The sequence below is a fragment of the Bradyrhizobium sp. AUGA SZCCT0105 genome (assembly GCF_018129565.1).
Lineage (GTDB): Bacteria > Pseudomonadota > Alphaproteobacteria > Rhizobiales > Xanthobacteraceae > Bradyrhizobium.
Window position 1 is genome coordinate 489,179 of record NZ_JAFCMK010000003.1, and the last position, 15,058, is coordinate 504,236.

At 65.4% G+C, this 15,058-nt stretch carries 9 protein-coding genes; 6 read left to right on the plus strand and 3 right to left on the minus strand.

Annotated elements, in window-relative coordinates:
* Positions 1–194: 194 nt before the first annotated feature.
* A complete protein-coding gene (locus tag JQ573_RS18165; RefSeq protein WP_212313881.1) occupies positions 195–1,994 on the plus strand; it encodes an adenylate/guanylate cyclase domain-containing protein in 1,800 nt (599 codons plus the stop codon).
* Between the two features lie 60 nt (positions 1,995–2,054).
* Positions 2,055–2,714 carry a hypothetical protein gene (locus JQ573_RS18170; protein WP_212313883.1) on the plus strand — a complete coding sequence of 220 codons (660 nt, stop codon included), beginning with the start codon at positions 2,055–2,057 and terminating at the stop codon, positions 2,712–2,714.
* A 63-nt stretch (positions 2,715–2,777) separates the two neighbouring features.
* Here the strand turns inward: JQ573_RS18170 and JQ573_RS18175 are convergent, their stop codons facing one another.
* Entirely contained in the window at positions 2,778–3,725 is a 948-nt protein-coding gene (locus JQ573_RS18175) for an alpha/beta fold hydrolase (protein ID WP_212313885.1), read from the minus strand.
* 218 nt (positions 3,726–3,943) lie between these two features.
* On the opposite strand from JQ573_RS18175, the gene JQ573_RS18180 reads away from it, so the two are divergent.
* Positions 3,944–4,420 carry an Hsp20 family protein gene (locus JQ573_RS18180; protein WP_212313887.1) on the plus strand — a complete coding sequence of 159 codons (477 nt, stop codon included), beginning with the start codon at positions 3,944–3,946 and terminating at the stop codon, positions 4,418–4,420.
* A gap of 184 nt (positions 4,421–4,604) precedes the next feature.
* On the opposite strand, the gene JQ573_RS18185 is transcribed toward JQ573_RS18180, so the two are convergent.
* Positions 4,605–5,411, minus strand: coding sequence for a hypothetical protein (locus JQ573_RS18185; protein WP_212313889.1), 807 nt, complete (start codon positions 5,409–5,411; stop codon positions 4,605–4,607).
* Between the two features lie 470 nt (positions 5,412–5,881).
* Here JQ573_RS18185 and gltB point away from each other — a divergent pair, with 470 nt between their 5' ends.
* From gltB to JQ573_RS18200, 3 genes are all read left to right on the plus strand, one after another.
* On the plus strand, positions 5,882–10,645 hold the full coding sequence (gltB, locus tag JQ573_RS18190) for a glutamate synthase large subunit (protein WP_212313891.1): 4,764 nt from the start codon (positions 5,882–5,884) through the stop codon (positions 10,643–10,645).
* Positions 10,646–10,782: 137 nt separating this feature from the next.
* Positions 10,783–12,240 carry a glutamate synthase subunit beta gene (locus JQ573_RS18195; RefSeq protein ID WP_212313892.1) on the plus strand — a complete coding sequence of 486 codons (1,458 nt, stop codon included), beginning with the start codon at positions 10,783–10,785 and terminating at the stop codon, positions 12,238–12,240.
* A 195-nt stretch (positions 12,241–12,435) separates the two neighbouring features.
* Positions 12,436–13,134 carry a haloacid dehalogenase type II gene (locus tag JQ573_RS18200; protein ID WP_212313893.1) on the plus strand — a complete coding sequence of 233 codons (699 nt, stop codon included), beginning with the start codon at positions 12,436–12,438 and terminating at the stop codon, positions 13,132–13,134.
* Between the two features lie 23 nt (positions 13,135–13,157).
* Here the strand turns inward: JQ573_RS18200 and JQ573_RS18205 are convergent, their stop codons facing one another.
* Positions 13,158–14,948, minus strand: coding sequence for an outer membrane beta-barrel protein (locus JQ573_RS18205; protein ID WP_212313894.1), 1,791 nt, complete (start codon positions 14,946–14,948; stop codon positions 13,158–13,160).
* Positions 14,949–15,058: the final 110 nt, after the last annotated feature.

Here is a 15,058-nt window from a genome sequence, read left to right on the forward strand (position 1 = left end):
AGCCAACCTGCGCCATCCCAGCGACACACGAATTCAGTAGAGAAACGGACTGTACGATCCGTTGGTCGCATGCCAATTCCTGCTACGATGCATTATAGGTGCCCGTAAACCGCGCTTCCGCCGGACCCGGCCTGTCTTGTAAGTATCGGATTCGGTCACCTCGGCTAAGTGGCCAATTCCAGGGCACAGGAGATATGGAAAGACGGCTCGCTGCCATTCTTTGCGCTGATATCGCCGGCTATTCCCGCATGATGGGTGTCGACGAGGCGGGGACGCATGCCTCGTTCAAGGCGCACCGCAGCGCGATTTACCCGATCATCCTCAACCATGGCGGCCGAATCGTCAAAAACACCGGCGACGGCTTCCTGCTGGAATTTCCGAGCATCATCGGCGCGATCGAGGCTGCCGTCGCGATGCAGACCCTGATGGCCGAGCGCAACGAACATCTGCCGGCCGACCGCGCCATGCACTTCCGGATGGGTGTCCACATGGGCGACGTCATGGCCGACGAGGACGAGGTGTTCGGTGACGACGTCAACATCGCCGTCCGCCTCGAGACCGTCGCCGTGCCGGGCGGCATTGCGGTGTCGGACAAGGCCCGCACCGAGTCAGGGCGGCGGCTTGCCGTCAGCCTGGTCGATGCCGGCCCGCACCGCTTCAAGAACATCACCGAGCCGGTCCATGTCTGGACCTGGGCGCCGGCCGGCTCCGACAAGCAGGAGCAGGTTCCCGACGACGGCCCGCATCTGCCGGGGCAATACCGGACCGCGATCGTCGGTGTGCTGCCGTTCGACAATCTGAGCGGCGGCGCCGACGAATATTTCTCTGACGGCCTGACCGAGGATCTGATCCACGCGCTGTCGCTGCAATCCTTCTACCGCGTGCTGAGCCGCAACTCGACCTTCGCCTACAAGGGCAAGAACGTCTCGACCCGCCTGATCGCGCGCGAAATCGACGCGACCTATCTGATCCAGGGCTCGGTGCGCCGCGCCGGCAACAAGATCCGCGTTTCCGCCGAGCTGATCGCGCCCGAGAAGGGCGAGCAGCTGTGGACCGGCCGCTACGACCGCGACATGGGCGACCTGTTCGCGATGCAGGACGAGATCACCGCGAACCTCTCCGCCGCGGTGGCCCAGGAGATCTACCGTGCCGAGGCCTCGGCGCCGGCGCGCTCGCCGAACGCCGAGCTGACCGCGTGGGACCGCTTCCTGAAAGGTCTTTCGCACTACTATCACCAGACCAAGGACGATTGCGAAACCGCGATCGCGCTGTTCAAGGAGGCGATCGAGCTCGACCCCGCGCTGTCGATCGCGCGCGCCTATCTCGCGCTGATCCAGATCCAGAGTATCCAGTTCGGCTGGATTCCGAGCACGCGCGAATTGTGGGCCTCGTCGGTCAGCCTGGCCGAGAGCAGCGTCCGGCTCGACCCGCGCTCCTCGTTCGCATTTTCGCTGCTGGCCTATCTGCATGCGATGCAGGGCCACTACGAAGCCGCGATGGACGCCATCAAGCGGGCGATCGAGCTCAATCCCTACGACATGGGCGCCCGCGGCGTGCTTGGAATCTGCCATATGGTGATCGGCGATCATCGCAAGGCGGTCGATCTGTTCTCGACGGCGGTTCAGCGCGGCAACAGCGACCCGCGCTACCAATGGGCCGCGCTGAACGCGTTCAGTCATTATCTGCTCGGGCAATATGACGCCTCGCTGTCATGGTCGCGCGAAGGGCTGTATCTCAACCCGAACCATCTGCAGTGCCTCGCGGTACGCAGCGCCGCGCTCGCCCAGCTCGGCCGCGCCGACGAAGCCGCGCAGGCGGCCGAGGCGCTGCTCGCCAGCCATCCCGATCTCACGGTCGAACGTCATTTGCGCAATTTCCACTGGAAGAACCCGGCCGACATCGCGCTCTATCGCGATGGGCTCTTGAAAGCCGGGCTCCCGTTCGGCAAACTCGCTCTGGTTGCATCCAATTCGAAATTCGCCGCTGATTCCTGAGCGAATTCATCCACCGGTAATGGATGCTTTTTAAGCTGAATCTTTTCAGGATGTGGTTTGATGTCCGATACGGCTGCAAGCGCGGCACCCGCCCCGCAGGTTTCTCCTGACAATCCCTGCCCGTTCCTGCGTGCGCTGGTCGCCGGCGACTATGTCGGCGGCCATATCGTGCCGCTGCCGAAGCTGACCGAAACCATCGACCGCGCCACCGGCAAGACCGGCCTTCCGGCGCTCAGCGCCGGCGCCAAGATCTTCATGGTCGCGCAGATGGCCAACGGCATCGGCCCCTTCAGCCAGATTCGCAGCCTGCTGCAGGGCGCCATCCTCGACGAATTGCGCAATGGCCCGCTCGACAAGCACGGCGCCGGCTCGCGCATCCTCGACCAGCATGCCGTCGTGCATGAGGACGAGATCGCGCGGCTCGCCACCTTCGGCACGGACCACAAGGCCCCCGACGGCAGCGTCGAACGCGGGCTGTCGGCCTCCGAGATCAAGACCTTCATGGCGGCAAACTTCCAGCGCGCCAAGGACGAGCATCCGCCGTCCTACGCGATCCTGCACTGCTACTATCCGCTGCTGATGCTCGGCGAGTGGCCGGTGCTGCTCGACATCATGGGCAAGGGCGAAGGCAAGGACCGCTATCTCAGCGTCGCCGAGGTCAGGACCTTGTTCGTGGAAAAGCGCTTTCCCGACCGGATCGTCGCGCTGCTGCAGGGCTAGATTTCTTTTTGACGCGTTTTCTTCACGCGAACCGGTATCCACTTCGCTCGAAAACGCTATGGTTCACTTGAACAGCGGCGTGCCGGGCACGAAAGCGTCGAACGCCGCCCAGAATTGCCCGCGGTAGCGATCCTGCTCCTGCAGGATCTCGTGCTTGGAGCCGGCGATCACGAGATGCGAGCCGGCGCGCAGATGGTAGGCGAACTCCTCGATCGCCGCCGTCGACACCACCTCGTCATTGCTCGCCGCCAGCATCAGGATCGGCTGGCGGATTTCGGTCGGGTACGACATGCCGCGGAAGGTGCGCATCGCGGTGAACGCAGTGTCGGCCCAGGCGATCGTCGGTGCCGCGATGCCGAGCGTCGGGTCTTCTTCCAGGATCGCCGCGTTGCGGGCATGGCGCACCGGGTCGCTGGTGACGGGATTACCAATGAAGGGCGCGAGGCCGACCAGTTCGTCGCTCCCGCCCGGAATGTAGCGGCCGCCCTGCCCGGCCAGCCGCATGATCCGGAGCAGCGCGCTCGGAAACAACGACACGCGCCGGCGCGGCAGGTCGATCATCGGCGCCGACAGCACCATGCGGTCGAACCAGCGCTTGCCGGCATGCGCGACCCGCAGCATGACCGCGCCGCCCATCGAATGCGCCAGCGCGAAATAGGGCGGCGGGCAATCCGGCAGCACCACCTGCTGCACGAAAGCCTCGACGTCGACCTCGTAGTCGGCGAAGTCGCGCACGTAACCCTTGCGCGGATCACGCAGCCGCCGCGACGAATGCCCTTGCCCGCGCCAGTCGATCATCGCCACCGCAAAGCCGCGGTCGCGCAGGTCGCGCACGGTCTCGAAATATTTCTCGATCATCTCGCCGCGCCCGCCGAACACGCAGACCGTGCCCTTGCGGCCGGGCGGCGGCGCCCAGCGCGCAAAGCGCAGCTCGGCCCCGTCAGGTGTCTTGATGGTGCCACTGACAACGTCGTCCGGAACCGGATTGGCGGGGATCGAGACGAGCGTCATGCAGGAGACCGGAGTGGAGGGACAGGGTGGAGATCAAGGACGCCAGCGCCGAAAAGCGACGCGGTTTCCGCCTCTTGAACGCGACGTGACCCCTCCCATATCACCTCAGTGCAGGCCGCTACCAGTGTTTCGGAACCGGAACATCAGGCTGCACACATCTAAGCCCGGCCCGATGGCGGGCGGGTAACTGAAACAGTCGCTCATTGGAGGACTACCCTATGCGTAGCTACGACCTCACTCCGTTCTATCGTTCCACCGTCGGCTTCGACCGCCTCTTCAGCCTGCTCGATCAGGTGACCTCGGACGGCAGCCCCGGCTATCCCCCCTACAACATCGAGCGCACCGGCGAGAATGCTTACCGGATCAGCGTTGCGGTCTCCGGCTTCTCGCAGGCCGAGCTTTCGATCGTCGCGAAGGAAAACACGCTGACGATCAAGGGCGAAAAATCCGCCAACGAGAATTCCGGCAACAGCGCCGAAGTGCTCTATCGCGGCATCGCCTCCCGCGCCTTCGAGCGCGTCTTCCAACTTGCCGACTTCGTGCAGGTGAAGAACGCTTCGCTCGAGAACGGCCTGCTCCACGTCGATCTCGTCCGCGAGATTCCCGAGGCCAAGAAGCCCCGCAGCATTCCGATCGGCGGCAGCGAGAAGGCCCCGCAGGTGGTTGACGGCTCGGCCAGCAAGGTCGCGGCCTAAGCGACAGATCCCGCGTCGGCAGATATTGGCTGAACGCGAAAACGCCCCGGGAAACCGGGGCGTTTTTTCTGTCGGTGCCGTAACCCGGATAAGCCGTAGCCCGGATGAAGCGCAGCGAAATCCGGGGTTGTTCGCCGCGGCGGGACCTTCCCGGATTACGCTGCGCTCCATCCGGGCTACGCCGTCACTCCAGACCCTGCACCTTCGGCATCGCCTGGGTCGGCAGGATCGCGGGCGCCGGCGGCGGTGGAGCGGCCTGACCGACGGTCGGAGCTTCGGCTTGCTGAACGGCCTGCGGCGCGGCCGCCTGGGCTTCGGCCGGCTTGGGCGCCGCAGCGGCCGGCTCGGGTGCAGCTGCCTGGGTCGGCGCAGGCTGTGGCGCAGCCGTCGGGGCGACGGCCGCCTGAGCCGCCGGCGCGGGAGCCTGGGCCGCCGCCGGGGCAGAAGCCGGCGCCGGACCGGGCGCTGCCCTGGCCGCGAGCGGGCTCCGCTTCGGCACCGGCACACGGCTGGCGACATGCGGGATCGGGAGCGGCGGCCGCGGCACCCTCGCCTGGATCGCCCGCGGCATTGGACCGACCGGGCCGTAGGTCTCGCTCATCTCCTCCTCGAAGTTGTCGCCGAGCCGGTAGGCCGGGGTGAAGCGGACGATGTGCCCGTCGCGGGCGTCGATCACCAGCCGGCCGTCGTCGCCGCCCTGGTCGATCACCGAGATCGTGTAGACGAAGCCGCGCTGCTGGGGCGCGCCGAGCGGCAGGTAGCCGTTTTCGCGCAGCACGGTGTAGACTTCGACCGGCGGCAGCAGGCTCGGGACGCGGCCGAAGCGCGGCGGCGGCGGAACCTCGGGCATGGCGGCGTAGGGACCGCCCATGTCGGATACCCTGACGAAAGACGGGCTGCCAATCCGGACGGACGTCACCAGCTGCGCCTGGGCCGAGGCTGCGCTGAATGCGAGCGCGGCGGCTGCAATCGAACCTGTGAACAACTTCATCGCCGTAACTCCTGTCTGGCCCGCCTTGAGGAGCTTCCCGCTCTCTTGCCGGCTTGCCGGGCAAAATTTCGGTTTGAATTCCGGCGGTCCTTGGTCCCTCCTTGGGCCAGATCACGGCGTGTTTGCTTCGAATCAGGGGCGCGGCGGGCCCACCGAGCTCTCCGATCCAAGCATGCGGGCGAGGACTTCCTCGCGCTTGTGTGATAGACAAAAATTTGGCAAGGTCGAGGTTAGGACAGCAAAGCTGTCTCAATTTCGAGGCCATTCCGGCATAGGGATTGCAACGAAACCTCGGCGCCCCGGGCTCCGAGAATGCTGCAGGCAGGGCCGTCCTCTAGGGGACGTTGAAACGCCCGTCGCCTGAATTTAGGAAAATGCGGCTCGCGGCGGACGAGCGGTGGCCCGGTGGGTGCCGCAACGTCCAAGGTGCGCCAAATACGGTGAGGCCCCTTACGAGAGGGAGAGGACACATGAGCGGGTCGGAATTCGAGCGCGAAACCATCGTGACAGGCATGCTGTCGGCGACCGCGGACTCGAAAGCCGTCGATGCCGCGCATGATGCGTCCTATGGACCGCACACCCCCGAGCTTCACACCTGGCGCCCACAGGCCGAAGGCCTGTACGACCTGAGCCTGGAAAAGGACTCCTGCGGCGTCGGCTTCATCGCCAACATCAAGGGCCAGAAGTCGCATCAGATCGTCTCCGATGCGCTGAGCATTCTGTGCAACCTCGAGCATCGCGGCGCCGTCGGCGCCGACCCGCGCGCCGGTGACGGCGCCGGCATCCTGGTGCAGATTCCGCACGCCTTCTTCGCGCGCAAGACCTCCGAGCTCGGCTTCAAGCTGCCGAAGCCCGGCGAATACGCCATCGGCGCGCTGTTCATGCCGCGCGATGCCGCGTGGCGGAACGTGATCAAGAGCATCATCGCCGACGAGATCAAGAACGAGGGCTTCAAGCTGCTCGGCTGGCGCGACGTGCCGTCGGACAACTCGTCGCTCGGCGTCACGGTGAAGCCGACCGAGCCCTATCACATGCAGGTCTTCATCGGCCGCAACAATGCGGTCAAGACCGAGGACGATTTCGAGCGTCGGCTCTACATCCTGCGCAAGTCGATCTCGCAGGCGATCTATCAGCGCCGCGACCGCGGCATGGCGGGCTATTATCCGTGCTCGCTGTCGTGCCGCACCGTGATCTACAAGGGCATGTTCCTCGCCGACCAGCTCGGCAAGTACTATCCCGACCTGCATGAAGCGGATTTCGACAGCGCGCTGGCGCTGGTGCATCAGCGCTTCTCGACCAACACCTTCCCGACCTGGTCGCTGGCGCATCCCTACCGGATGATCGCCCATAACGGCGAAATCAACACGCTGCGCGGCAACGTCAACTGGATGGCGGCGCGGCAGGCCTCCGTGCATTCGGAGCTCTACGGCAAGGACATCAGCCGTCTGTGGCCGATCTCCTATGAAGGCCAGAGCGACACCGCCTGCTTCGACAACGCGCTCGAATTCCTGGTGCAGGGCGGTTACTCGTTGCCGCACGCCGTGATGATGATGATTCCGGAAGCGTGGGCCGGCAATCCCTTGATGGATGAGCAGCGCCGCGCCTTCTACGAATATCACGCCGCGCTGATGGAGCCGTGGGACGGCCCGGCCGCGATCGCCTTCACCGACGGCCGCAAGATCGGCGCCACGCTCGACCGCAACGGCCTGCGCCCGGCGCGCTATCTCGTCACCAAGGACGACCGCATCGTGATGGCGTCCGAAATGGGCGTGCTGAAGATTCCGGAGGACCAGATCGTCACCAAGTGGCGGCTGCAGCCCGGCAAGATGCTGCTCGTCGACCTCGAGCAGGGCCGCCTGATTCCCGACGACGAGATCAAGGCCGACCTCGCCAAGAGCCATCCCTACAATGACTGGCTGCACCGCACCCAGATCCAGCTCGAGGAGCTGCCGGATGCGCCGGCCAAGGGCGTGCGCTCCAACCTGCCGCTGCTCGATCGCCAGCAGGCGTTCGGCTACAGCCAGGAAGACATCACGATCCTGATGACGCCGATGGCGGCCACCGGTGAGGAGGCAGCCGGCTCGATGGGCAACGACACGCCGATTTCGGCGCTGTCGGACAAGCCGAAGCAGCTGTTCACCTACTTCAAGCAGAACTTCGCGCAGGTCACCAACCCGCCGATCGACCCGATCCGCGAAGAGATCGTGATGAGCCTCGTCTCGATCATCGGGCCGCGGCCGAACCTGTTCGACCTCCAGGGCGTCGCCTCGACCCAGCGCCTCGAAGTGCGGCAGCCGATCCTGACCGATGCCGATCTCGAGAAGATCCGCTCGATCTCCGACGTTCCCGAGACCCACTTCAAGTCGCGCACGCTCGACACCACCTTCCACGCCGGCTTCGGCGCGGCGGGCATGGAGCAGGTGCTCGACGAGCTCTGCGCCCGCGCCGAGGGCGCGGTGCGCGAGGGCATCAACATCATCATCCTGTCGGACCGCATGACCGGCACCGACCGGATTCCGATCCCGTCGCTCTTGGCCTGCGCAGCCGTGCATCATCATCTGATCCGCACCGGCCTGCGCACCTCGGTCGGCCTCGTCGTGGAATCCGGTGAGCCGCGCGAAGTGCATCACTTCGCCTGCCTCGCCGGCTATGGCGCCGAAGCGATCAACCCCTATCTCGCGTTCGAAACCATCCTCGCGATGAAGGACCGGCTGCCCGGCGCGCTCGACGACTACGAGATCGTCAAGCGCTACATCAAGTCGATCGGCAAGGGCCTGCTCAAGGTGATGTCCAAGATGGGCATCTCGACCTATCAGTCCTATTGCGGCGCGCAGATCTTCGACGCGGTCGGCCTCAAGGCGGACTTCGTCGCCAAGTATTTCGCCGGCACGCACACAAGGATCGAGGGCGTCGGCCTCGGCGAGATCGCCGAGGAGACCGTGCGGCGCCACACCGATGCGTTCGGTGACGGCCAGATCTACAAGAGCGCGCTCGACGTCGGCGGCGAGTATGCCTACCGCACCCGCGGCGAGGACCATGCCTGGACCGCTGAATCGGTCTCGACGCTGCAGCATGCCGTGCGCGGCAACTCGCTGGAGCGCTACCGGGCGTTCGCCAAGATCCTCAACGAGCAGTCGGAGCGTCTGTTGACGCTGCGCGGCCTGTTCCGGATCAAGAGCGCCGAGGACGACAAGCGCAAGCCGATCAAGCTCGAGGACGTCGAGCCCGCCAAGGACATCGTCAAGCGGTTCTCGACCGGCGCGATGTCGTTCGGCTCGATCTCGCGCGAGGCGCACACCACGCTGGCGATCGCGATGAACCGGATCGGCGGCAAGTCGAACACCGGCGAAGGCGGCGAGGAGTCCGACCGCTTCAAGCCGCTGCCCAATGGCGATTCAATGCGCTCGGCGATCAAGCAGGTCGCCTCGGGCCGGTTCGGCGTGACGACGGAATACCTCGTCAACTCCGACATGATGCAGATCAAGATGGCGCAGGGTGCCAAGCCCGGCGAAGGCGGCCAGTTGCCCGGCCACAAGGTCGACGCGACGATCGCCCGCGTGCGGCATTCGACGCCGGGCGTCGGCCTGATCTCGCCGCCGCCGCACCACGACATCTACTCGATCGAAGATCTCGCCCAGCTGATCTACGATCTCAAGAACGTCAATCCCGACGGCCATGTCTCGGTGAAGCTGGTGTCCGAGGTCGGTGTCGGCACGGTTGCCGCCGGCGTCGCCAAGGCGCGCGCCGACCATGTGACCATCGCGGGCTTCGAGGGCGGCACCGGTGCCTCACCCCTGACCTCGATCAAGCATGCCGGCTCGCCCTGGGAGATCGGCCTTGCCGAAACCCATCAGACGCTGGTGCGCCAGCGCCTGCGCAGCCGTATCGCGGTCCAGGTCGACGGCGGTTTCCGCACCGGCCGTGACGTCGTGATCGGCGCGCTGCTCGGGTCCGACGAGTTCGGCTTCGCCACCGCGCCGTTGATCGCGGCGGGCTGCATCATGATGCGCAAGTGCCATCTCAACACCTGCCCGGTCGGCGTTGCGACCCAGGATCCGGTGCTTCGCAAGCGCTTCACCGGCCAACCCGAGCACGTCATCAACTACTTCTTCTTCGTCGCCGAGGAAGTGCGCGAGATCATGGCGCAGCTCGGCTACAAGACGTTCGACGAGATGGTCGGCCAGGTCCAGATGCTGGACCAGACCGCGCTGGTCTCGCACTGGAAGGCCAAGGGTCTCGATTTCTCCAAGCTGTTCGTGCGGCAGAAGGAGGAGAAGGGCCAGACGATCTATCACTCGGAAAGCCAGAACCACCATCTGGAAGCCGTGCTCGACCGCCGGCTGATCGAGCAGGCGCAGGCCGCGCTCGATCGCGGCGCGCCGGTCAAGATCGAGGAAGAGATCAACAACACCGACCGCTCCGCCGGCGCGATGCTGTCTGGCGCGGTGGCCAAGATCTACGGCCATGCCGGCCTGCCGCTCGACACCATCCATGTCGGCCTGAAGGGCACGGCTGGACAGGCGTTCGGCGCCTGGCTCGCTAAGGGCGTCACCTTCGAGCTCGAGGGTGAAGGCAACGACTATGTCGGCAAGGGCCTCTCGGGCGGCTGCATCATCGTCAAGCCGCCGAAGAACTCCGGCATCGTGCCGGAGGAATCGATCATCGTCGGCAACACCGTGATGTACGGCGCGATCGCGGGCGAGTGCTACTTCCGCGGCATCGCCGGCGAGCGCTTCGCGGTGCGTAACTCCGGCGCGGTCGCGGTCGTCGAAGGCGCCGGCGATCACTGCTGCGAATACATGACCGGCGGCATCGTGGTGGTGCTCGGCAAGACCGGGCGCAACTTCGCGGCCGGCATGTCCGGCGGCATCGCCTATGTGCTGGACGAGAGCGGCGACTTCAACAAGCTCTGCAATCTTTCGATGGTCGAGCTGGAGCCGGTGCTGTCGGAGGAGATGATCAACGCCGACACCTACCACCACTCCGGCGATCTCGAGGCGCATGGCCGGGTCGACGTGTTCCAGAACCTGCTCGACTCCGACGTGGAGCGGCTGCACGTCCTGATCACGCGTCACGCCAAGCTGACCTCTTCGAAGAAAGCGGCCGAGATCCTCGCCGACTGGAAGAGCTGGCTGCCGAAATTCCGCAAGGTGATGCCGGTGGAGTACCGCCGCGCGCTGAAGGAAATGAAGGCCAACGCCGACGCCGAGCCGAAGATCGCGATCGGCGCGTAGTATCACCGGGCGTCATTCCGGGGCGCGCCATTGGCACGGCCCGGAATCTCGCCAGACCGCTTCGAGGCCTCCGGGTCTGCGCCTCGCGGCGCAGCCCGGAATGACGGACAACTGAGATGCAGGGGCATCGGGTTTCAATGGGTAAGATTACAGGTTTTCTCGAGATCGAGCGGCATGACCGCAAGTACGAGCCGGTCGCCGAGCGGCTCAAGAACTTCAACGAGTTCGTCATTCCGCTGAGCGAGAAGGACACGCGCGACCAGGCCGCGCGCTGCATGAATTGCGGCATCCCCTATTGCCACGGCACCGGCTCGACCGCGCCGGGCACGCCGGGCTGCCCGGTCAACAACCAGATCCCCGATTTCAACGACCTCGTCTATCAGGGCAACTGGGAAGAGGCCTCGCGCAACCTGCACTCGACCAACAATTTCCCCGAGTTCACCGGCCGCATCTGCCCGGCGCCGTGCGAGGCGTCCTGCACGCTCAACATCGACGACAACCCGGTCACCATCAAGACCATCGAATGCGCGATCGTCGACCGCGCCTGGGACAATGGCTGGCTGAAGCCGGAGATAGCTGCGCAGAAGACCGGCAAGAAGGTCGCCGTGATCGGCTCGGGCCCCGCCGGCATGGCCGCCGCGCAGCAGCTCGCGCGCGCCGGCCACGAGGTGCATGTCTACGAGAAGTTCGCCAAGGCCGGCGGCCTGCTGCGCTACGGCATTCCCGACTTCAAGATGGAGAAGGACGTCATCGACCGCCGCGTGGCGCAGATGGAAGCCGAGGGCGTCACCTTCCACTACGGCAAGGCGGTGGGCGGCTCGACGCCCGGCGCGATCGATCCGCAGGAGCTCGCCAAGCAGTATGACGCGGTGGCGCTGACCGGCGGCGCGGAAGCCCCGCGCGACCTGCCGATCCCGGGCCGCGACCTCGCCGGCATCCACTTCGCGATGGATTTCCTGCCGCAGCAGAACCGCCGCGTTTCCGGCGAGCCGCTGAACGGCACCGCCGACATCCTGGCCGGCGGCAAGCATGTCGTCGTGATCGGCGGCGGCGACACCGGTTCGGACTGCATCGGCACCTCGTTCCGGCAAGGCGCGAAGTCCGTGACCCAGCTCGAGATCATGCCGGCGCCGCCCGAGCACGAGAACAAGGGCGTGACCTGGCCGAACTGGCCGCTGAAGATGCGGACCTCGTCGAGCCAGGCCGAAGGCGCAGTGCGCGAATACGCCGTGCTGACCACGAAGTTCGAGGGCAAGGACGGCAAGGTCACCAAGCTGCATTGCGTCAAGGTCGACGACAAGTTCAAGCCGCTACCCGGCACCGAGTTCACGCTCGACGCCGAGCTGGTGCTGCTGGCGATGGGCTTCGTGCATCCGGTGCACGAGGGCCTGCTCAAGACGCTCGGCATCGAGCTCGACCAGCGCGGCAACGTCCGCGCCTCCCTGCAGGACTATAAAACCTCGCGCGCGAAAATCTTCTCCGCCGGCGACATGCGCCGCGGCCAGTCGCTCGTGGTCTGGGCGATCCGCGAAGGCCGCCAGTGCGCGCGCTCGATCGACAGCTTCCTGATGGGGAAGACCGACCTGCCGGGGTAAGCGTTTCGGCCGTCACGCCGGACTGCATCTCACCAAATTCAGCTGTCATCGCCCGCGAAAGCGGGCGATCCAGTATTCCCAGAGACGTCTGCTGGATATACCATTTGCATTCTTAATCGAGATCATTGGTTGAATTAATTTCACCATGCCCGTCCCACCTGTCAGGATCGCCGCGCATGGCGAGGAATTGGGACGATGCTGGCAGGACCGCGGCCGGAATGGCTGACCTTCGATTGCTACGGGACGCTGATCCAATGGGACGAAGGCCTGGCTGCTGCGGTTCGCGGCATCCTTTCCCGCAGCGGAGGATCGGTCGATCCGAATGAGCTCATCGCGATCCACGACCGCCATGAGCATCGGCTGGAGCAGCAGCGCCCGCACATGTCTTTCAAGGACGTCAGTGCCGAAGCGTTGCGCCTGACGATGGCGGAGCTGGCGCTCCCCTTCGAAACGAATCACGCGGAGATTTTGACATCGTCGATCAGTGCGATGCCTCCTTTCCCGGAGGTGGTCGAGACGCTGGGCCGCCTCAAGGCAGCGGGCTTGAAGCTTGCGATCATCTCCAACACCGATGATGCGATCATCGCCGGCAACGTCGCGCAACTCGGCGGCCATATCGATCGCGTCATCACCGCCGAGCAGGCCGAAGCCTACAAGCCGTCCGCACGGATCTTCCAACACGCCTGGAACGCCATCGGTGTCGGCAAGGACGGGATCCTGCATATCTGCGCCAGCCCGCATCTCGACCTCGCGGCAGCTCGCGAACTCGGCTTTCGGACCATCTGGATCGATCGTGGCACGGGGCGCCAGCCCCTGCCGGACTATGTGCCGAACGCAACGGCCAGCGCGCTCGATAACGTGCCCGAGCTGCTGCGCGCTGCCGGCTGGATGTGACACTGCACCGGAAGCGAAATCAGCTAGTTCTGCACCCGCACGCCCAGCATCACCACCGTCGATGCCGAGTTCTGTCCCGCGAGGTTCGAATCCAGCCAGTCGCGGCGTACCGTGCCCTTTATCCAGAGGCTGCGGGTCATCTTGTAGATCAGGTCGGCGGACACCGAGTAGATGGTGTCGTTGCGGTTGTCGCCCTTGTACTCGAGCGTGCCGTAGGTGAATTTGCCGATCGCGGTCAGCCAGCGGCGGAAGTCGTGATCGACCTCGACGGTGTAGGTGCGCGACAGCACGCCGGAGGTGCCGGGCAGCGTGGTCTCGCCGAGCTGGGTGTCGGAATAGAATTTCGCCGTGGTCAGCGGCGTCGCGGTCCAGGTCAGCGAAGCCGTGGTGAGCAGCCCTTCGAGCCGGTTGAGCCGCGTGTCGGCGTAATCGCGCATCGCGTAGCCGATCGAGACCTCGCCGAACAACAGCCGCGTGAACTCGAACGAGGTGCCGGCCTTTGCATAGCCGCCGGATGAATCGCGCGCGTAACCGGCGCGGTCGAGGAAGAGATCGTGGACGCGGCTGTCGCCCTGCACCTCGATGAAGGGCTTCACCGCCGGATTGAGCTCATAGCTGACGCGGCCGATGCCGCCGTATTGGGAGAAGTTGCGGTCGTCGTTCGACGACGAGGTGCCGTCGGTCAGCTTCGACCATTGGTAGTCGGTGCGGTCGACGGTGGCGCCGAGCGAGACCTGCATGCGGTTGAAATGCTGGTCGATGCCGAAGGTGCCGCCGACCGTAGAGTAGAGCGGATATTTGGCGAGGCCGGCCTGCACGTTCGGGCTGCCGGGATTGTCGGTCGAAACCAGCAAGCGGGCCTGCGCCGTCAGGTGCGTGTCCCTCGACACATCGAGACGGCCGTCGATATGGCCGGTGAAGCTCGGACGGTCGACGTCGAGCGGCGCCGACAGCGGCGTGCCGTCAATCGGCGTGAGCTGGGAGCCGTAGCCGGTGAACGAGCCGCGCAAATCGGCGACGACGGCGTGGCGCTCCCAGTCCGACATCGCGACGAATTCCGGCGCGACCATGTAGAACGCCTTGCCCTGCGGCGAATTCAAACGGCCCGGATTGGTGTCGTAGCCGGCCATCACCTCGACCGCGGTCTTGACCATGAACGAGCCGGCGTAGTCGCCGACCGCGCCGAACGGATCGTCGTCGATCTTGAGCCGCCTGCGCGCCGGCTGGCCGACGATGGTGCCGGCCATCGCCGGCGGCAGCGGCGGCTTGCTGGCGGTCTCCGACGGCGGGATCGACAGCCGCAACTGCCCGGCCGCGGTCAACGGCTGAGGCGTCGGCGCCGGCGAGCCGGGTCCAGGCGGCGGCTTCGGCTTGGCCTGGCCCGGATAATATTTCGGCTTCAGGCGCTTCCGATTGAGCGAGTCATAGCCCGATGTCGCGGCGCCGTTGGCGGCAGGAAGACCGTAGGTCGGGACCTGTCCGACACGGTCCGAGGTTGATGTCGACGACGACGAGGCACGTCGGCCGGGATCGGCGTCGGGCAGCCGCAAGCCGTTGAGCGGATCCGTGGCATCGGCCGCGGTCCTGCGCAGCGGCGAATCCTGGGTGATCACCTGGCTCTGCCGGTTCGGGCTGAACAGATCCGGCGTCACGGTCTGGGCGTTGGCAAGCCCGGTGGTCGCTGTCAGCGCAGAAGTCAGCAAAAGGCATGGCAAAACCACGCGAACGAAGTGTCCACGCCGATTTGGGCCGCTTGCTGGCCGCCGCCACACGATGGAAATACTCCAACGAATCCATGCACTTGACGTACGCATCCCGCCTGGCGGCGAAAAACGTCGTTAATGGAGTTAAAACAATTATGGTTAATGAGCCGTTGAGGATCCGACGCCGCGCGTCGCATCGCGGAATCGAACGTGCTAAGGGA

Coding starts and splice junctions, on each gene's coding strand:
- JQ573_RS18165 (WP_212313881.1), top strand. CDS start 195: ATGGAAAGACGGCTCGCTGCCATTCTTTGCGCTGATATCGCCGGCTAT.
- JQ573_RS18170 (WP_212313883.1), top strand. CDS start 2,055: ATGTCCGATACGGCTGCAAGCGCGGCACCCGCCCCGCAGGTTTCTCCT.
- JQ573_RS18175 (WP_212313885.1), bottom strand. CDS start 3,725: ATGACGCTCGTCTCGATCCCCGCCAATCCGGTTCCGGACGACGTTGTC.
- JQ573_RS18180 (WP_212313887.1), top strand. CDS start 3,944: ATGCGTAGCTACGACCTCACTCCGTTCTATCGTTCCACCGTCGGCTTC.
- JQ573_RS18185 (WP_212313889.1), bottom strand. CDS start 5,411: ATGAAGTTGTTCACAGGTTCGATTGCAGCCGCCGCGCTCGCATTCAGC.
- gltB (WP_212313891.1), top strand. CDS start 5,882: ATGAGCGGGTCGGAATTCGAGCGCGAAACCATCGTGACAGGCATGCTG.
- JQ573_RS18195 (WP_212313892.1), top strand. CDS start 10,783: ATGGGTAAGATTACAGGTTTTCTCGAGATCGAGCGGCATGACCGCAAG.
- JQ573_RS18200 (WP_212313893.1), top strand. CDS start 12,436: ATGCTGGCAGGACCGCGGCCGGAATGGCTGACCTTCGATTGCTACGGG.
- JQ573_RS18205 (WP_212313894.1), bottom strand. CDS start 14,948: ATGCGTACGTCAAGTGCATGGATTCGTTGGAGTATTTCCATCGTGTGG.